General features: G+C 39.1%; 18 protein-coding genes. 5 read left to right on the top strand and 13 right to left on the bottom strand.

The window, feature by feature from the left end; translation table 11 throughout:
- Positions 1-16 precede the first annotated feature (16 nt).
- Positions 17-1,024: a helix-turn-helix transcriptional regulator gene (locus ACT53H_RS01600; protein WP_004791440.1), complete on the bottom strand. Its 1,008-nt coding sequence runs from the start codon at positions 1,022-1,024 to the stop codon at positions 17-19.
- 227 nt (positions 1,025-1,251) lie between these two features.
- Between ACT53H_RS01600 and ACT53H_RS01595 the strand changes: the two genes are divergently transcribed.
- The 4 genes from ACT53H_RS01595 to ACT53H_RS01580 are packed head-to-tail and all read left to right on the top strand — an operon-like array spanning position 1,252 to position 4,954.
- On the top strand, positions 1,252-2,802 hold the full coding sequence (locus ACT53H_RS01595) for a circularly permuted type 2 ATP-grasp protein (RefSeq protein ID WP_476008449.1): 1,551 nt from the start codon (positions 1,252-1,254) through the stop codon (positions 2,800-2,802).
- Positions 2,803-2,824: 22 nt separating this feature from the next.
- On the top strand, positions 2,825-3,421 hold the full coding sequence (locus ACT53H_RS01590; RefSeq protein WP_476008448.1) for an alpha-E domain-containing protein: 597 nt from the start codon (positions 2,825-2,827) through the stop codon (positions 3,419-3,421).
- Positions 3,422-3,423: 2 nt separating this feature from the next.
- Positions 3,424-4,203, top strand: a complete 780-nt coding sequence (locus ACT53H_RS01585) for a transglutaminase family protein (RefSeq protein ID WP_476008447.1) — start codon at positions 3,424-3,426, stop codon at positions 4,201-4,203.
- Between the two features lie 16 nt (positions 4,204-4,219).
- Complete coding sequence (locus tag ACT53H_RS01580) at positions 4,220-4,954, top strand: proteasome-type protease (RefSeq protein ID WP_004791447.1); 735 nt, start codon at positions 4,220-4,222, stop codon at positions 4,952-4,954.
- A 60-nt stretch (positions 4,955-5,014) separates the two neighbouring features.
- Here the strand turns inward: ACT53H_RS01580 and alr are convergent, their stop codons facing one another.
- The 12 genes from alr to ppsA form a co-directional block, all read right to left on the bottom strand.
- A complete protein-coding gene (gene alr, locus ACT53H_RS01575; RefSeq protein WP_476008446.1) occupies positions 5,015-6,085 on the bottom strand; it encodes an alanine racemase in 1,071 nt (356 codons plus the stop codon).
- A 32-nt stretch (positions 6,086-6,117) separates the two neighbouring features.
- Positions 6,118-7,563, bottom strand: a complete 1,446-nt coding sequence (gene dnaB / locus ACT53H_RS01570) for a replicative DNA helicase (RefSeq protein ID WP_004791451.1) — start codon at positions 7,561-7,563, stop codon at positions 6,118-6,120.
- 198 nt (positions 7,564-7,761) lie between these two features.
- Positions 7,762-8,208, bottom strand: coding sequence for a 50S ribosomal protein L9 (gene rplI / locus ACT53H_RS01565; RefSeq protein WP_004700828.1), 447 nt, complete (start codon positions 8,206-8,208; stop codon positions 7,762-7,764).
- Between the two features lie 8 nt (positions 8,209-8,216).
- On the bottom strand, positions 8,217-8,444 hold the full coding sequence (gene rpsR, locus ACT53H_RS01560; protein ID WP_004791454.1) for a 30S ribosomal protein S18: 228 nt from the start codon (positions 8,442-8,444) through the stop codon (positions 8,217-8,219).
- A gap of 11 nt (positions 8,445-8,455) precedes the next feature.
- Positions 8,456-8,839, bottom strand: coding sequence for a 30S ribosomal protein S6 (gene rpsF / locus ACT53H_RS01555; RefSeq protein WP_004791455.1), 384 nt, complete (start codon positions 8,837-8,839; stop codon positions 8,456-8,458).
- Positions 8,840-9,023: 184 nt separating this feature from the next.
- On the bottom strand, positions 9,024-9,902 hold the full coding sequence (cyoE, locus tag ACT53H_RS01550; RefSeq protein ID WP_107880963.1) for a heme o synthase: 879 nt from the start codon (positions 9,900-9,902) through the stop codon (positions 9,024-9,026).
- Positions 9,903-9,912: 10 nt separating this feature from the next.
- Positions 9,913-10,242, bottom strand: coding sequence for a cytochrome o ubiquinol oxidase subunit IV (locus ACT53H_RS01545; RefSeq protein ID WP_004643325.1), 330 nt, complete (start codon positions 10,240-10,242; stop codon positions 9,913-9,915).
- The gene (gene cyoC / locus ACT53H_RS01540) at positions 10,242-10,862 is read right to left on the bottom strand and encodes a cytochrome o ubiquinol oxidase subunit III (protein WP_005306751.1); all 621 of its coding nucleotides are present in this window, start codon (positions 10,860-10,862) and stop codon (positions 10,242-10,244) included. The genes ACT53H_RS01545 and cyoC overlap by 1 nt, the downstream gene beginning before the upstream one ends.
- 4 nt (positions 10,863-10,866) lie before the next feature.
- Positions 10,867-12,858, bottom strand: a complete 1,992-nt coding sequence (gene cyoB, locus ACT53H_RS01535) for a cytochrome o ubiquinol oxidase subunit I (RefSeq protein ID WP_004791462.1) — start codon at positions 12,856-12,858, stop codon at positions 10,867-10,869.
- A gap of 3 nt (positions 12,859-12,861) precedes the next feature.
- Complete coding sequence (gene cyoA, locus ACT53H_RS01530) at positions 12,862-13,896, bottom strand: ubiquinol oxidase subunit II (RefSeq protein ID WP_004791463.1); 1,035 nt, start codon at positions 13,894-13,896, stop codon at positions 12,862-12,864.
- Between the two features lie 316 nt (positions 13,897-14,212).
- A complete protein-coding gene (locus ACT53H_RS01525; protein ID WP_004791466.1) occupies positions 14,213-14,968 on the bottom strand; it encodes an RDD family protein in 756 nt (251 codons plus the stop codon).
- A 64-nt stretch (positions 14,969-15,032) separates the two neighbouring features.
- On the bottom strand, positions 15,033-17,420 hold the full coding sequence (gene ppsA / locus ACT53H_RS01520; protein ID WP_171065147.1) for a phosphoenolpyruvate synthase: 2,388 nt from the start codon (positions 17,418-17,420) through the stop codon (positions 15,033-15,035).
- A gap of 147 nt (positions 17,421-17,567) precedes the next feature.
- On the opposite strand from ppsA, the gene ppsR reads away from it, so the two are divergent.
- The gene (ppsR, locus tag ACT53H_RS01515) at positions 17,568-18,404 is read left to right on the top strand and encodes a posphoenolpyruvate synthetase regulatory kinase/phosphorylase PpsR (RefSeq protein WP_004791471.1); all 837 of its coding nucleotides are present in this window, start codon (positions 17,568-17,570) and stop codon (positions 18,402-18,404) included.
- Positions 18,405-18,502: the final 98 nt, after the last annotated feature.

Genomic DNA, 18,502 nt, shown 5'->3' with positions numbered 1-18,502 from the left:
GTTCTCTTTTTTATATCTATTTATTCTCAGATTCAATTTCTCGAACAGCGTTGTGTACTTGAATTGGTTCGATATGCAGTAATTTTTTGCCAAAACTACGTAGCCACCACACAAGTTGAGATGTAAAAGGTACTGTTGCGGTAACTTCTACAATATTTTCTTCAAGTGGAATGATAGTTTGGTCTTTACTTAACTGGCTTTCATAGAAAGTTCGAGCAGTTTGCTCTGTCATCGTTAATGTGAGCTGGATTGATTCAGTTGGCTGTTTATAGTCCACTCTGAAGCCTAAAGCACCTGAATCAATATAATGATCAATATCAAAATTGACAGGATGCAGTGCTCGACTATCTAAGACTTTTGCTGATTTAAAACGGTGCAAGGCAAACGTTTGAACTTCAGTTTTGTCATGCCGTGTGCAAATCAAATAAATTACTGCACCTTTTTGTACCAAAGCCAAAGGGTTTAAAACATAAGTTTTATCTTCACCTTGATTTACTCGAGCCTGATAAACACATTCAATTTGTTTGTCTTGCAGCAATCCTTCATAAATTGCTTGTTGAGCAGCACGGTCGACTACAGGAGGAATAAGTGGTTGGCTTGCTGGGACAATGCGTACTCGGTTAATCCACTGTCTCACATTATTTTGTGTAGAGAGGCTGCGTTTAGCTAAATCAAACCAAGGCCCCATCTCATCAAGAAGACTAGGTGGAAGCAAGTGTTTAAGATGCTCCTCAACCATCATAAAGGTTACTGCCTGAGAGCTCGTCATGTGCGGTAAGCTCTGAATAGGCGCATCGGATTGCCACCGCCAGCCCTGAGGTACGGCCTTATTGCTTTCAATCGGAAAGCGCTGAGCAATTTGATTTAAATCACGCTGAATAGTCCTTAAACTGATATCAATACCTTCACGTTCAAGCATTTCTTGTAATTCCCGTGTTCCGATCCATTTACCGGTTGGAAGGCGAGACAAGATCTGCCATTGGCGATATAAACTATTCGAAGTTTCTTTTTCTATTACAGACATAAGCGTAATACATCTATATCCAATTGCTTTGGTGTCAACACAATAAAAAATCTTTACAGATTTAGCAAGTTTGTCAGATTCGGTTTACTGAACCTTTTACAATCGATGTTAAGATTTAGAAGAAGAAAGTTATAACAAAACACCGTAAAAATATTAAACATATATAAGTGGCACTGAAATTGCTTATTTAAAAATGAAATATAGATAAATGATAAGACGAGGTGGTTATGTCAGAACAAGAGCATGAATTACATATAGATAATGATTTTTTTATACAAGAGCAGACAACTACGGCACTCATTAACCAAACCTCTTTTTTAGAACATATTTCCGTACAAACCAATTTATTTGAACAGCTAAAATCAGAGTTTTTTAATGAGATGCTGGATGATGTGACATCAAATGGAGCGGCTTCTAAAAAAATTGAACAATGGTTGAGTATTCGTACTTTAGATGATTTAAAAGAATTAAATGCTCAAGCGAAGCAGCATTTTCTTTATCATGGAATTACTTTTAACGTATACGGTGATAAAGAAGGTACAGAGCGAACGATTCCTTTTGATTTAATTCCACGGGTAATTGAAAAAAAACAGTGGGAGAAAATAGCTTCGGGCTGTGCGCAGCGTGTTAAAGCATTAAATTATTTCCTAGATGATATTTATCATGGACAACATATTTTAAAAGAACAGCTTATTCCCGAAGATCAAATTATGGGGAATGAGGCTTTCCAACCCCACATGCTCAAACATGCTTTGAAAGGTAAAATTTATTCACAAATTAGTGGAATTGATATTATCCGTGATGGTGAAGGAGAGTTTTTTGTATTGGAGGATAATTTAAGAACACCTTCAGGTGTGTCTTACATGATCGAAAGCCGAAACATTAGCCAACAATTGATGCCGGAGCTATGTGCAGCCAATAATTTGCAGGGAATTGAGCATTATCCAAAACTTTTAAAAGAAATCTTGCAGGAGAATTCACCTGCGGACCAGCCTTTTGTGGTGGTACTAACACCGGGACGTTTTAACAGTGCTTTTTATGAGCATGCTTTTCTGGCACGTGAAATGGATGTCCCACTAGTTACAAATCGGGATTTATTTGTAGAAAATGATCAAGTTTTTGTCAAAACTATTCGCGGGCGTCAAAAAGTAGATGTGATTTACCGCCGTTTAGATGACGATTTTCTAGATCCTTTGGCATTTAGACCAGACAGTGCATTAGGTGTGGCAGGTCTTATGTCTGCTTATTTGCAAAAAAATGTGGTGATTGCAAATGCGCCTGGAACAGGGGTAGCTGATGATAAATCTATTTATCCTTACGTAGACCAAATGATTCAATACTATTTAGGCGAAACACCAATTCTAAAAAATGTACCTACTTATCAGTGCCGTAAAGATGAACATTTAGATTATGTGTTGTCTAATTTAGATCAATTGGTTGTTAAAGAAGCACAGGGTTCAGGTGGTTATGGCATGTTAATTGGGCCTAAAGCAAGCTTATGTGAAATTGATGACTTTAGAAAAAAATTGATCGCTACGCCTCATATGTACATTGCACAACCTACCTTAGCTTTATCTGTTGCTCCCACTTTAACGATAGGAGGGGTAGCTGAACGTCACATTGATTTGCGTCCATTTGTATTGAGCTCACCTTATCGTACAGAAATAGTACCGGGTGGCTTAACACGTGTGGCGATGCAGGCTGGCTCTCTAGTTGTAAATTCGTCCCAAGGTGGCGGTATAAAAGATACATGGGTTGTCGAAACATTACATTCCTGATTGTGGGTTAAAGAGGAACTTTATGGTTTTACTCAATTCGAGTGCGCATCAAATATATTGGTTGGGTCGATATTTAATGCGAGTTAAATTCGCAGCCTCTCATTTACCCTTTACACAAGATGAGAAAGCAACAAAATTTGCAGCAGCATTTGGTTTGGTTATAGAAAATGCTGAATTACTAAATCACTATATGTTAGACAAGAAGCAAACATTTTCATTACTGAACCAGTTCATTATTGCTAAAGATAATATTCAGGGACTAAGAGGTATATTGTCATCAAAGGCTTATGCAGAATTAAATCATGTTATTAACACGCTTGAAGCTCAACCTGAAATCTTGAGAAAAGCTGTTGAACAATGTACTCAAATACTAGAAGCGGAAAATGAAGATGTTTGTTTATTTCTGCATTTAGGTCAAAAAATAGAGCAATTTGATATAGAACTGCGTTTTGGGCAAGATTTATCAGCTCTGGTGTTGGAGCTAGATATTTTGGTGAAACGGCTTGCGGATTTAGGGTGGGAGACTATAGATCAAAATTGGCAAGTACTGAAGCAGCAACTTACGTGGGACGCTTATTATACTTTTACGCAGCAGTTGGAAAATATGTTTGAGGTCTAATTATGAAATTGATGGTTAATCATCAAACGCATTATAGCTATACGGAAACTGCTCAAAACAGTATTCAGTATATTAAAATGATGCCTCAAACATCGCCGCATCAACATGTTATGAATTGGGCAATTAGCGTGCCGGGTGACAAAATGATCAAAAGGGACATATTTAACAATGTCTGGATGACGGCTAGTCAGCGCTATCAATATCAACATCTTACATTTATGGCTCAAGGGATTGTTGAGCTTCAAGATGTAGAGCTGGGTTGTGTAAATTTATCTACACCTACAAATTTGTTTTTGCAGATGACAGGTGCAACCCGATGTGATTCAGAAATGTTGGATTTTGCTAGAAATATTGTAGTAGTCAAAGATCGACAGCATATTGCATTATTAAGTGAATATATTTTGCAGAAAATACTTTATCAGCCTGAAAGTACTTCAGTTCAGACAACTGCAACTGAAGCCTTTCATGCTGGAGAAGGTGTATGCCAAGATCATGCTCATGTTTTAATTGCAATGTGTCGTGCGCTACAATTACCAGCACGTTATGTCTCTGGTTATCTATTTGATCAAAACTATCCGCACCTTGCCAGTCACGCTTGGGCGGAAGTATTTGTAGAAAATCAGTGGTATTGTTTTGATGTAAGCAATCAGTTGTTTACACCCAAACATCATATCTACCTTGCAGTTGGCCGTGACTATCTCGATGTTGCACCTATTCGTGGTGTAAGAGAGCAAGGTGGAGTTGAGAACATGATGTCTGTGGTTCAAGTGTTGGCATGTTGAATGTAAAGAGAATGAAATGACTTATTGTTGTGCGCTAAGATTGGAACAAGGTTTAGTGTTTATTAGTGACACGAGGACTAATGCAGGAGTTGACCATATTTCTGTGTTCCGAAAATTGCATACTTTCGGCGTTACCGGAGAGCGTTTTATTGCTTTGCAAACAGCCGGTAATTTAGCCACAACGCAAGCTGTTATAGGTCATTTGCAAAATGCGCTTACTTTACAGCAAGAGCCTAATTTATATAGTGTTAATACGATGTTCGAGGCAGCAGAACTCATTGGTAAAACTTTAAAAGCTGTTTTAGAGGATATTAGTTCGGACACCCAAGAACAAATGAATTATGCCTGTAGTATTTTGGTGGGTGGACAGATTAAAGGTGGTGACATGCAACTTTATAATGTCTATCCACAAGGCAATTTTATTTGTGCAACGACGGATACGCCTTATTTTCAAATTGGTGAAAGTAAATATGGCAAACCGATTCTGGACCGAGCTTTATATTATGCAATGCCATTAGATGATGCATTACGTTGTAGCTTAATTTCTTTTGATTCAACTTTACGTTCAAATGTTTCTGTTGGTTTACCACTGGATGCATTGATTTATATGAAAGATAGCTTTGTAATTCCGATGGGAAAACGAATTACAGAAGATGATCCTTATTTTTCACAAATCAGTCGGCAATGGTCGGATACTCTACGCCGTGGCTTACAGGAAATGCCAAAACCGACTGATGACTACTGGCGATAAAATTTTGAGTACATATATAAAAAAATCCAAGCATGCTTGGATTTTTTTTAATTTTATTATTTAACTGCTTTTACGAGTGGGGCGATTGCTTAGGCGACAGAGTAATTCATATCCTATCGTTCCGTTTGCATCCGCAACATCATCCACTAGACGGTGTGCACCCCAGAGTTCGACTGGCGTACCTAATTTTACTTGCAGACCTGTCACATCGATTGCAAGCATATCCATACTCACTCGGCCTACAACTGCACAGAGCTGTTTATCAATAGCGACATAGTTCTGTTTAATATAAGCTCGTGGATAACCATCACCATAACCTATAGAAACAATCGCAATATCCATAGCTTGCTTTGCACAAAAAGTGGAGCCATAACCAACATGCTCATTAGTCTGAATATGGTTGAGTGCAATGACTTCTGCTGAAAAAGTCATGACTGGTTTTAAGTCAAGAACATGGATTGTCTTATCAGCAAAAGGTGAGGCGCCGTAAAGCATAATACCCGGACGAACATAATCAAAATGTAATTCTGGCCATTTATAAATAGCAGCAGAGTTACAGCAAGATGCTAAAACTGGATCACAAGCTTGTTTAACTTGTAAAAATTGTTGCTTTTGTTGTTCGTTAAGCGGGTGGTCTACATCTGCATTTGCGAAATGCATCGCCAGCACACAGGTAAATCCTTCGGCTTTTAAGTTTTTAATAACTTTAATAATTTCAGTAACTTTAAAGCCTAAACGGTTCATGCCGCTATTAAGCTTAACCCAGACTTTTAAATCTTGAGCGATGTATTTTTGCTTATATTTAATTAACCATTCAAATTGTTGTTGATGGTGAATCACACATTCAAATTTTTGTTCAATTGCAATTGGCATTTCATCTTCAGAAAATACCCCTTCAATTAAAGTAACAGGTTGTTGAAATCCGAGTTCACGAATTTCTAAACCTTCTTGTAGGCAGGCGACACCAAAGGCATCTGAGGCATTTAAGGCTGCTAAACAGTCTTTGATTCCATGTCCATAAGCATTAGCTTTCACCATACTTACAATTTTTGAATTTGCTGCGAGTTGTTTGACACGGTTTAAATTATATTGAAGCGCATTGCGATCAATATAAACTGTTGCTTGGCGCACCCTCATTTACTCCTTTGGGCTAGAGATAGAGTTTATTCTTCATCATCATATTGGCTGTAATACTCAGGAGAGAGATTACTAAATCGAGTATATTGACCTTCAAAGGCAAGACGGACTGAACCAATCGGACCGTTACGCTGCTTACCAATAATAATTTCTGCGGTACCAGCTTCTTTCGACTCTTTGTTATAAACCTCATCACGGTAAATAAACATAATTAAGTCGGCATCCTGCTCGATCGCACCAGATTCACGTAAGTCGGACATTACTGGGCGTTTATTTGGACGGTTTTCCAGACTTCGGTTGAGCTGGGAAAGTGCGATAACTGGGCATTGCATTTCTTTTGCTAATGCTTTCAAGCTACGTGAAATTTCGGAAATCTCACCTACACGGTTATCACCCATGCCTGGAACTTTCATGAGCTGCAAGTAATCGACCATGATACATCCAATTTTGCCATCATGCATTTTTGCAACGCGTCGAGCGCGGGCACGAAGTTCCGTTGGAGGTAGGGCAGATGAGTCATCAATATACAAATGCATTTGTTGAAGTTGTAAAATGGTACCAGTCACCTTGGTCCATTCATCTGCATCTAAGTTACCCGAACGTAAATGCCCTTGGTGAACTTTACCCATTGCAGAAATAAGACGCATCGCAATCGAGTCTGCTGGCATCTCCATAGAGAATACCAGAGCGGGTAGCTTGTTATATTGCAAAACACTTTCAACCAAATTCATGGCAAAAGTAGTTTTCCCCATCGATGGACGTGCAGCAACAATAATTAAGTCACCTGGCTGCATACCTGATGTTTTGTTATCAAGTTCTAAGAAGCCTGTGGTTAAACCTGTAATATTGCCATCTAGTTTTGAGAGTTCATCAAGTTTACTAATTACATCGGCAGTAACAGAGCTAATAGATTTGGGACCTGCATCCTTTTTATTGTTATTGTGCTGTTCTGCTAAAGAGAAAATACTCGTTTCGGCCAAGTCTAGAATTTCACTAACGCCACGACCTTTTGTGTCATAAGCATTTTGTAAAATTTCAGTACTGACTTTAATCATGCTGCGAAGTGTAGAGAACTCTTTAATTTTACTGGCATACGTTTCTAAGTTATAGAAACTTGATGGCGAATCAGCCATAAGCTGCATTAAATACTCTTCGCCACCAATTGCATCGAGTAAATTTTGTTTTAATAGCCAGTCACTTACTAATACAGCATCATAAGGAGAGTTTTCTTGTGCTAGTTTCTCAATGGCACGATAGATATATTTGTGACGTGTTGCATAAAAATCATTTTCTTTTAATAAGTCGCTGACTTGCTCAAAAGATTCGGCAACTGTCATTAAGGCCGCAAGAACAGCCTGCTCAATGGCTAAATTGTGTGGGGGAGTGCGAAACTCTTTAAGTTGGCCTGATTCACTCGTCTTATTTTCTGTTGGAGATGAAAGAGTTAAAGAAGTGGCATTCGCCTGAGACATAATTAGACCTGATGATAAAGAAAGATGTACGCAAATAGCCTGTGAGGCCGAGAACTATCTTAAAACAAAATGAAATAAACTACCTAATTAAAAAACCAATTAAACTAAAGAACTGATCAGGAATTAATATATCTTATTTTAAAAATAGGGCACATAAAAAAAGAGCATGCAGAAGCATGCTCTTTTTTTGATGAGAAATTACTCAGATACGATAGTAACGAGAACTTCTGCAACAACATCATGGTGCAATTGGATTGCGATGTTGAATTCACCAGTGTGACGAAGCGCGCCATTCGGTAAACGAACTTCTGCACGGTCAACTGTAAGACCAGCATTCGTTAAAGCGTCAGCGATGTCACGAGTACCGATAGAACCGAAGAGTTTACCTTCGTCACCAGCTTTAGCAGTGATAACGATGTTAACTTCATTCAATTGTTCAGCACGTGCTTGAGCAGCAGCTAAAATTTCAGCTTCTTGCTTTTCAAGTTCAGCGCGACGAGCTTCGAAAGCAGCAGTGTTAGCTTCAGTAGCTGCAACTGCTTTACCTTGAGGGATAAGGAAGTTACGGCCGTAACCAGCTTTAACTGATACTTTATCGCCTAATTTACCAAGGTTCTTAATGCGTTGTAATAAGATAACGTCCACAGATCACCTCACTTATGGTTGTCAGTGTACGGAATCAAAGACAAGTAGCGAGCTTGCTTGATAGCAAGAGCTAATTGACGTTGATAACGAGCTTTAGTACCAGTGATACGGCTAGGAACAATCTTGCCGTTTTCAGTGATGTACTGTTTTAAAGTATCGATATCTTTGTAGTCGATGTACACAACATTCTCAGCTGTAAAGCGGCAGAACTTGCGACGACGGTAAAAACGTGCCATTGATGTTCTCCTTATTCAGCGTCTTGAGCAACTTGCTGTGCTTCTTCACGTTGAGCTTTACGCGCACGCTTTTCTTCAGCACTTTTAGCAAGCAATGACTCTTCAGTGATTGCGTGTTCACGACGAATGATAAGGTTACGAATGATCGCGTCATTATAACGGAACAATTCTTCTAACTCATCAAGTGTAGTTTGACCACACTCAACATTCATAAGAATGTAGTGCGCTTTGTGAATTTTGTTAATTGGGTAAGCCAATTGACGACGGCCCCAATCTTCTAAACGGTGAATTTGACCTTCAGCTTCTTTGATCTGAGAGATATAGCGTTCAACCATACCTACAACTTGATCGCTTTGATCTGGGTGTACTAAAAGTACGATTTCGTAATGACGCATTGTCAGCTCCTTACGGTTTAAACAGCCCCTAATAAATAAAAAATTAGAAGCAAGGAGTCATAACTTGAAAGTTATGTCGCAAAATTTGCGAAGGCTGAATTATAAGTAAAAGTTCGACTAAAAACAAATCTTTTGATGAGAAAAGTAAAACTTCTTTACTATCGAGGAGGAAATCCTCCCTTATTTAAAAGAGAGGAAGATTTGGAGCAGGGGATTGATAGGTAAAGCTAAAGCTCAAACTTAACAGGGTAATTAATATGACCGAGTAAAGGAAAAAACGTTTAGCCCAAAGTTGGTCATTTTCAGCTTTAAAGCCAATAATTGATAAATAGAACCAATATGCTGTTAATGCATTAAAGGTTACTAGAAAAAATATATTGGTATAGCCAAAACAATATAAACCATTCAATACGGCTGCAAACAACACAATATAAATGACACACTCTACTTTCGTGCGATAAATAGAACGTGCAACAGGCAGAATGGGGATTCCCGCATTTTTGTAATCGTCAAAACGATAAATAGCAATTGCCCATGAATGTGGCATTTGCCATAGCGCGTAAGCTAAAAACAAAAGTAAAGCGGCTACATCAAAATGATGAGTTACTGCTGTATAACCAATAACAGGAGGGCTCGCTCCGGAAATACTACCAATGACGGTTTGATGAATTGAGGTACGTTTTGTCCACAAACTATAAAAACCGACATAGACAATAAAACCAATCATTGCAAACAAGAAAGCGTAAGCATTTACACCAAACCACAAAATACTAAAACCGATAAGTCCAAGAACAAATGCATATATAAGTGCAACAGTAGGAGAGATGGTTTTTTTGACTAATGCACGGTTTTGCGTGCGCTGCATTTTTGTGTCGATGTCTTGGTCTATCACATTATTTACAACACAACCAGAAGCGACAACTAAAGTTGTTCCAAGTAAGGTGAGTAGTAATAATAAGATGTCTATAGAGCCTTGGGCGGCTAAGAAAAAGCCGCCCAAGGTGGTAATGAAATTACCGAAGAGAATTCCTGGTTTAGTCAGGAATAGATATTTTTTCAACATGACAATCAGTTTAGATCATCATATTGTAGTGAAGGTAATTCATAATCCACACAGAACCGATTAAAAGCACAGCGATACATAAGATTGTGTAGATGAATGCAATCATATTCCAGCGTTGTTCAGATGATGTATTCATGTGTAGGAAGTACACAAGTTGTACAAGAACCTGAGCAACAGCAGCGATAGCAATTACTGTAACTAAGATGCCACGACTGAAACCACCCGCCATCACCATCCCGAACGGGATGATGGTGAGGATAACAGAAAGGATAAATCCAACAGTGTATTGCTTAAAGTTACCGTGTGACGCACCTGCAGCATTATGGTCATGACTACTCATTAGAGAACTCCCAGTAAGTAAACGACGCTGAATACACAGATCCAAACGATGTCAAGGAAGTGCCAGAACAAGCTTAAGCAAGCTAGACGACGTGTATTCGGTAATGTCAAACCTTTAGTTTTGATTTGATACATCAATACCAACATCCACACTAAACCAGAAGTTACGTGGATACCGTGTGTACCAACCAAAGTAAAGAACGATGATAAGAATGCACTGTGAGTTGGACCATGACCTTCTTCTACAAGGTGATGGAACTCATAAAGCTCCATTCCAATGAACGTTGCACCAAAAAGGAATGTAATAAATAACCAAGTAATAACTTGATTTACATTCTTTTTATAAGATGCAAGTACAGCAAAACCGAAAGTTACCGATGAAATCAATAAGGCAAATGTTTCAGTTAAAACGTAGCCTAATGAATCATGGAACAGGTCATATGCACTTGGAGTTCCTGGTGGAATATGACTGCTTAATACAGCGAACGCAATGAAGAGTGATCCGAAAAGAATCAAGTCACTCATCAAGTATGTCCAGAAACCAAAGACCGTTAAGTCAGTATCATCATGTTCATGATGACCATCGTGGCCGTGGTTGTCGTGATGAAGTACTTCAGCCATTTCCTTAGTCCTTCTTCAAGTGTTTTTCAAGTAAAGCATAGCGTTCGTTTTCAATACGCTCAACTTCAGCAGCAGGAACGTAGTAATCAACATTCTTAGTGAATGAGCTTACGATCAAGCTAACAACAGCTGAAACGAATGAAACAACAACGAGCCACCAAATATGCCAGATGAGTGCAAAGCCAAGAAGAGTAATGAACATTGCAATGACAAAACCAGCAGCACGATCAGTCGGCATGTGGATGTCTTCATATTTAGTGTTACGTGCGTATGCTACACCATTTTCTTTGTCAGTCCAGAAACGGTCAATACCGCTTGCATCTGGTTCATGCGCAAAGTTATAGAACGGAGCAGGGGAAGAAGTCGCCCATTCAAGCGTACGTGCATCCCATGGATCGCCTGTAAGGTCCATGTTGTCTTTGCGTTGTAAGAAACCAACAATGATTTGCATTAAGAAACATGCAATACCAATCGCAACGAGAACAGCACCAAATAATGCAATTGCAAGGTAAGGATCCCATTCTGGGTTGTCATATGTATTCAAACGACGAGTCATACCCATGAAACCAAGGATATAAAGTGGCATGAATGCAAAATAGAAACCGAAGAACCAGAACCAGAACGCAGCTTTACCCCATGCTTCATTGAGCTTCCAACCAAACATTTTTGGCCAGTAGTAAATGATGCCGGCAAACATACCAAACACCACACCACCGATAATTACGTTATGGAAGTGAGCGATCAAGAATAATGAGTTGTGTACAAGGAAGTCCGCAGGTGGAACAGCCATAAGTACACCAGTTAAACCACCGATACCAAATGTAATAAGGAAGCCAAGCGTCCACAACATTGGAGTAGTAAAGGTGATGCGACCTTTATACATGGTGAATAACCAAGAGAAGATTTTCACACCAGTAGGAATCGCAATAACCATGGTCATGATACCGAAGAACGCGTTAACGTTCGCACCAGCACCCATGGTAAAGAAGTGGTGAAGCCATACAACGAACGCAAGAACTGTAATCGCGATAGTTGCATACACCATAGACTTGTAACCGAACAACGCTTTACGAGAGAAGGTTGCAACGATTTCTGAGTATAGACCAAATGCTGGTAATACTAAGATATATACTTCAGGGTGACCCCATGTCCAGATCAAGTTCACATAAAGCATTGGGCTACCGCCAAGCTCATTTGTGAAGAAATGGAAACCGAAGTAACGGTCTAGAGTTAACATTGCAAGTGTACCTGTTAATACAGGGAACGATGCAATGATTAATACAGCCGTACAAAGTGAAGTCCACGTAAAAATAGGCATGTCCATTAATTTCATGCCAGGTGCACGCATTTTTATGATGGTAACGAAGAAGTTAACACCAGATAAAAGCGTACCTAGACCAGAAACCTGAAGTGCCCAGATATAGTAGTCAACACCTACACCAGGAGAATATTGAATGCCAGACAGAGGAGGGTAAGCCATCCAACCAGTCGCAGCAAATTCACCTAATACAAGTGAAAGCATCATCAAACCAGCAGCACCAGCGAATAACCAGAAGCTTAAAGAGTTCAATAATGGGAATGCAACGTCACGAGCACCAATCTGTAATGGTACAGAGATGTTCATCATACCAACAACAAGACCCATTGCTACGAAGAAGATCATGATTACACCGTGTGCGGTGAAGATCTGGTCGTAATGGTCTGGATGTAGATAACCTTCGCCGCCGCCTTTAGCGAGGAAAAGTTGTAGACGCATCATAATTGCATCGGCGAAACCACGCAAAAGCATGACCACAGATACAAGAATGTACATGATACCAATTTTTTTATGGTCTACCGTAATAAACCACTCATTCCACAAGTATCCCCATTTTTTGAAATAGGTGATACCGCCAAGCACAACAATTGCACCAAGTGCCATAAGGACCATGGTGACAAGCACGATTGGCTCTGTCGGGATAGAGTCCCAACCCAGTTTACCAAAAATCATATCCATGTCTTATTCCCCTTGAGCAGCGTGTTCAGCTGTTGCATGCGCAGCAGAGTGGTCAACACCATGATAGTTACTCATATAATGGTTGATAATTGTTTCAAACAATTGTGGTTCAACTGAAGAGTAATAAGTCACAGGGTGTGGCTTAGTCGGGAACGGTTTCATAGCTTCAGCTTTAGCAAGCGCTTCTTGATCACCAGCAGCTTTAGCACGATTTACTAAATGCTCGATCTGGTGCTTAGAACGGTCACCATCACGTAAGGTTGCTAATTCAGCTTGGTCAAGCGTAGTTTTTTGAACTGCTTCTGGATTAATAGTAGAACCATTACCCGCTTTTACAGCTGCTACCCATTCGTTGAACTGTTGCTCTGTAACACTATGCGCCTTGAAACGCATTTGAGAGAAACCGTAACCTGAGTAGTTAGAAGAGAAACCACGATATACGCCAGTTTCATTTGCTAACAAATGAAGGTGAGTTTGCATACCTGCCATTGCATAAATCTGGCCGCCTAACTGTGGAATGAAGAATGAGTTCATTGTAAAGTTAGAGGTGATTTTAAAGCTTAACGGAGTTTTTTCAGGGAAACGTACTTCGTTAACAGTTGCAATGTTTTGTTCAGGATAAATGAAGATCCACTTAAACTGTTCTGCAACAACTTGAATAGTTAAAGGAGCTTTATCTGATTCTAAAGGACGGTATGGGTCATACTTGTGGGAACCCCACCAAGTTAACCAAGCTAGAATACCAATAATAATGACAGGGATACCCCATACTACAACTTCAATTGTAGTTGAGTGTGCCCATGTAGGTTTATAGTCTGCATCTTTATTTGACGCGCGATATTTCCAACCAAACCATAATGCCATGATGATTGAAGGAATCACCACAAGTAACATTAAATAGATCGCAGTCATCATAAGGTCACTTTGACCTTGACCAACTGGACCTTTAGAGTTTAGAAGTACCATATCACCACCACACCCAGTCAAAAGTGCGGCAAGCGTTGATAAAGACAATACAGCTAAAATCGTTTGTCTCATTTTACAACCTCGGTGAAGAGTCCCATTCCCTAATTAAATATGGGATAGCGATTAAAGTGTCGCATGATTGAGAACGCTAATCCTTAAATTTAGACTTCTCAATTATATGACACCGCTACGTTGTAGGGCATTATGCCTCATATCGACAAACTAAGCTATACATAAAGTAGTCTGAAATAATTGTTTTAAAACCCGATTTTTTTTGTAGGGTATCCAATCTATATGGAGCTTTTATTTAAATATCAACTCTCTATAGAAAAAAGGAGGCGAGGTGCCTCCTTTTTTTTTAGACCTTAAATGAATGAGTCATTCACTATCATTTGATCACTTTTGTTCTTGCAATTTTGTCATGTAGTGCCTGTCTCTTTTGCCCTAATGCAAAAGCGTAGTCAATAATTGTACTAATAGGCATAAACAACAAGTTGAGTATGATGAAAACAATACTTCTTAATAAGAAGATGCGAGTTAAATTAACTTTACCATTGCTCTCGGCATCTACAATTTTAATTCCAACAATTTTCTTACCTATACTTTGCCCATATTTTGTTAAAAGAAAGGCTTGAATTGCAAGCATGATTACGACGTAAACAAGCATAGAATGCCAAGCTTCAATAGGAATTAAAGTAAAAAGTTGATGTTGTAGCTCTGCTGCTTTAGTTGAAGCAACTTCAGCTGATTGCATTTGTTTTTGCAATTCAAATAATTGCTTATACTGAGATTCATTAAAGAAAAAAGACGGAATTGCGGCTATTGGTAACCAAAGCAATAAGTCAATAATTTTTGCCAAAGCTCGAGATGGAATAGAGGCAAGTTCGTGAATTTTAGGTTCTACACGAATTTGACGAATAGTTTCGTTAGGTGAGCTGTTTGTGTTTATGACAGGTGCAGAATAACCGATAGGTTGATATACAAGTTTACCTTGGGTTAATTCTCCTAAAGCTTTCCATTCTGTCATGCCTTCATGCCAAGCTAAATCAGTTAACAAAATTTGTTGGCTAGCCAACATTTGATTTACTTGTTCTAAGGTGTAAGGCCCAGCTTGTTGATTATTACGTGCCAAGTAAATTTGCATAAATAAAAATTCTCTATTCTAAAGATGAAAAAAGACCCACGGATGGGCCTTTTTTTATAACATATTAGATTTGCTTGATTTTTTCTTCAGCAAGGAAGAACCATGTATCTAAAACTGAGTCTGGATTAAGAGAAACAGACTCAATACCTTGTTCCATTAACCATTTTGCAAGATCTGGATGGTCTGAAGGACCTTGACCACAGATGCCTACATATTTGCCCGCTTTACGGCAGGCATGAATTGCCATTGAAAGAAGTGCTTTAACTGCTGCATCACGCTCGTCAAATAGGTGTGAAACAATACCTGAGTCACGGTCAAGACCTAGGGTTAACTGAGTTAAGTCATTCGAACCAATAGAGAAGCCATCAAAATGCTCTAGGAACTGTTCAGCTAACAAAGCGTTAGTTGGTAATTCACACATCATGATTACTTTTAAGCCATTCTCACCGCGTCTCAAACCATTTTGTGCAAGTAACTCAATAACGCGTTTTGCTTCAGATACAGTACGTACAAAAGGAATCATGATTTGAATATTGGTTAAACCCATTTCATCACGAGCTTTTTTAAGTGCACGGCATTCTAATTCGAAACAGTCACGGAAGTTATCAGATACATAACGGCTTGCACCACGGAAACCGAGCATCGGGTTTTCTTCTTCAGGCTCGTATAACTTACCGCCAATCAAGTTTGCATATTCATTTGATTTGAAGTCAGACATACGAACGATAACAGGCTTGTCACCGAATGCAGCAGCAAGAGTCGCAATACCTTCAACCAATTTTTCAACATAGAAATCTACTGGTGAAGCATAACCCGCAGTACGAGTTAGAACCGCAGCACGAGTTTCACGCGGTAGGCTATCAATGTTGAGTAGGGCTTTAGGATGCACGCCGATCATACGGTTAATAATGAACTCAAGACGAGCAAGACCAATACCTTCATTTGGAATTTGAGCAAAGTCAAACGCGCGGTCAGGGTTACCTACGTTCATCATAATTTTGAACGATAGCTTAGGCATAGATTCAATTGAGTTACGTTGAACTTCAAAATCTAAAGCACCTTCGTAAATGAAGCCAGTGTCACCCTCAGCACAAGAAACAGTTACTTCTTGACCATCAGTCAATACTTCTGTTGCGTTACCACAGCCTACAATAGCAGGTACACCAAGTTCACGTGCAATAATTGCCGCGTGACATGTACGACCACCGCGGTTAGTAATAATTGCCGCCGCACGCTTCATTACCGGTTCCCAATCAGGATCGGTCATATCTGATACAAGAACGTCGCCTTCTTGAACTTTGTCCATTTCTTTAATTGAATTAATGATACGGACTTTACCAGAACCAATACGTTGACCAATTGAACGGCCTTCACAAAGAACAGTACCTCTTTGTTTAAGAAGGTAGCGCTCCATTGTGCCTACATTTTGACGGCTTTTTACTGTTTCAGGGCGAGCTTGAACAATGTAAATTTGACCATCATCGCCATCTTTTGCCCATTCGATATCCATTGGCGCACCGTAATGCTGCTCAATAATAAGCGCTTGTTTAGCTAGCTCTTGTAACTCATGATCATTTAAAGCAAATTGTTGGCGCTCTTGTTTTTCAACATCAACAACAACAACTGATTTACCAGCAGAACCTTCTTCACCATAAATCATTTTCTGGTGTTTTGAACCAAGGTTACGGCGTAAAACTGAATGTCTACCAGCATTTAATAATGGTTTAGATAAGTAAAATTCGTCTGGGTTAACTGCACCCTGTACAACCATTTCACCTAAACCATAAGATGCTGTAATAAATACAACTTCGCGGAAACCAGACTCAGTATCAAGTGTAAACATTACACCCGCAGCGCCAGTTTCTGAGCGAACCATACGCTGAACACCTGCAGAAAGTGCAACAACGTCATGGTCAAAACCTTGGTGTACACGGTAAGAAATCGCGCGGTCATTATATAAAGAAGCAAATACTTCTTTAATCGCAATAAGAACGTTATCAATACCGCGAATATTCAAGAAAGTTTCTTGCTGACCTGCGAATGAAGCATCTGGTAAATCTTCAGCAGTTGCAGATGAACGAACGGCAACCGCGATTTCTGGGTTGCCGTTAGAAAGAGTTGTAAAAGCGGCGCGAATTTCTTGTTCTAGGGCTGCAGTGAGTGGAGTCTCTACAATCCATTGACGAATTTTAGCGCCTGTTTCTGCAAGAGCATTTACGTCATCGACGTTGAGTTGAGCAAGTTCTGCTTGAATTCGAGCGTTAAGACCGCTTTGATCTAAGAACTCACGATAGGCATCAGCAGTAGTTGCAAAACCGCCAGGTACCGATACACCAGCATTTGATAAATGGCTGATCATTTCACCCAAAGATGAGTTTTTCCCACCTACGAGTTCGACATCGTGTTTCCCTAATTTTTCTAGACCGATTACGCGCGCTTCCAAAGTTTTCACTCCACTTTTGCAGTATTAATGTCTATCTTGGCATGAAATTATAAAAATAAAGTGCTTAGTTGAGAATTATACTAAGCGACAGTCATGTAAGATCAGTTTACTATAAAGATTATATAGCACTAAGACAAATGTTTAAGGAGAATTTTAATGTCAGAAAGTAAACAGTTTAGACGGAGCGTTTTTTTTATTTCTGATGGAACTGCAATTACTGCCGAGACTCTTGGACATTCGTTATTAGCACAATTTCCCAATGTTGATTTTGATATTCATATCATGCCGTATATTACAACTGAAGAGGCGGCAATGGATGTTGTGATTGAAATTAATAGATGTCAAACCAAAGATGGTTGCCTACCTTTAGTCTTTGATACTTTAGTTGATCCACACGTACGAGAAATCATTAATACCGCTAAAGCAGTTAATCTTGATGTGTTTGAAGGTTTAATCAGCAAATTGGAACAAGAGTTAGGTACGCCTCCTACGACATTAGTTGGGCAGACACATGCCGTAACCGATTCTGAATCTTATAAAGCTCGTATTGATGCTGTTCATTTTGCGCTTGATAATGATGATGGAGCGCGTACTCGTCATTATGATAAAGCGGATTTAATCTTAATTGGCGTTTCTCGTTCGGGTAAAACTCCAACTTCTATTTACTTATCTCTTCAATTCGGTATCCGTGTTGCAAACTATCCTTTAACAGAAGAAGATTTGGATGATAACCGTTTGCCAGCAGTACTAAGACCGCATCGCAGTAAATTGTTTGGTTTAATGATTGATGCTGAGCGATTAGTTGCGATTCGTAGTGAACGTAAAGCGAATAGTCGTTATGCAAGTTTTAGTCAATGCCAAATGGAACTTAGAGCAATTGAAGGAATCTATATTTCAGAAGGGATTAAATATTTAAACGTGACTGAAATGTCGATTGAAGAAATTTCAACACGTGTTTTACAAATGACAGGATTAAAACGTCGTATTGGTTAATTTAATCAACTCTTTATTTTAACCATTCAATTTATACATATTTATTTGTAATTAAATTGAATGGTTTTAAATATAAAACATCAGAAAAATAAAAGTTT

Source organism: Acinetobacter sp. DMC2 (genome assembly GCF_056314305.1).
This window is presented reverse-complemented; position numbering and strand designations above follow the sequence as displayed.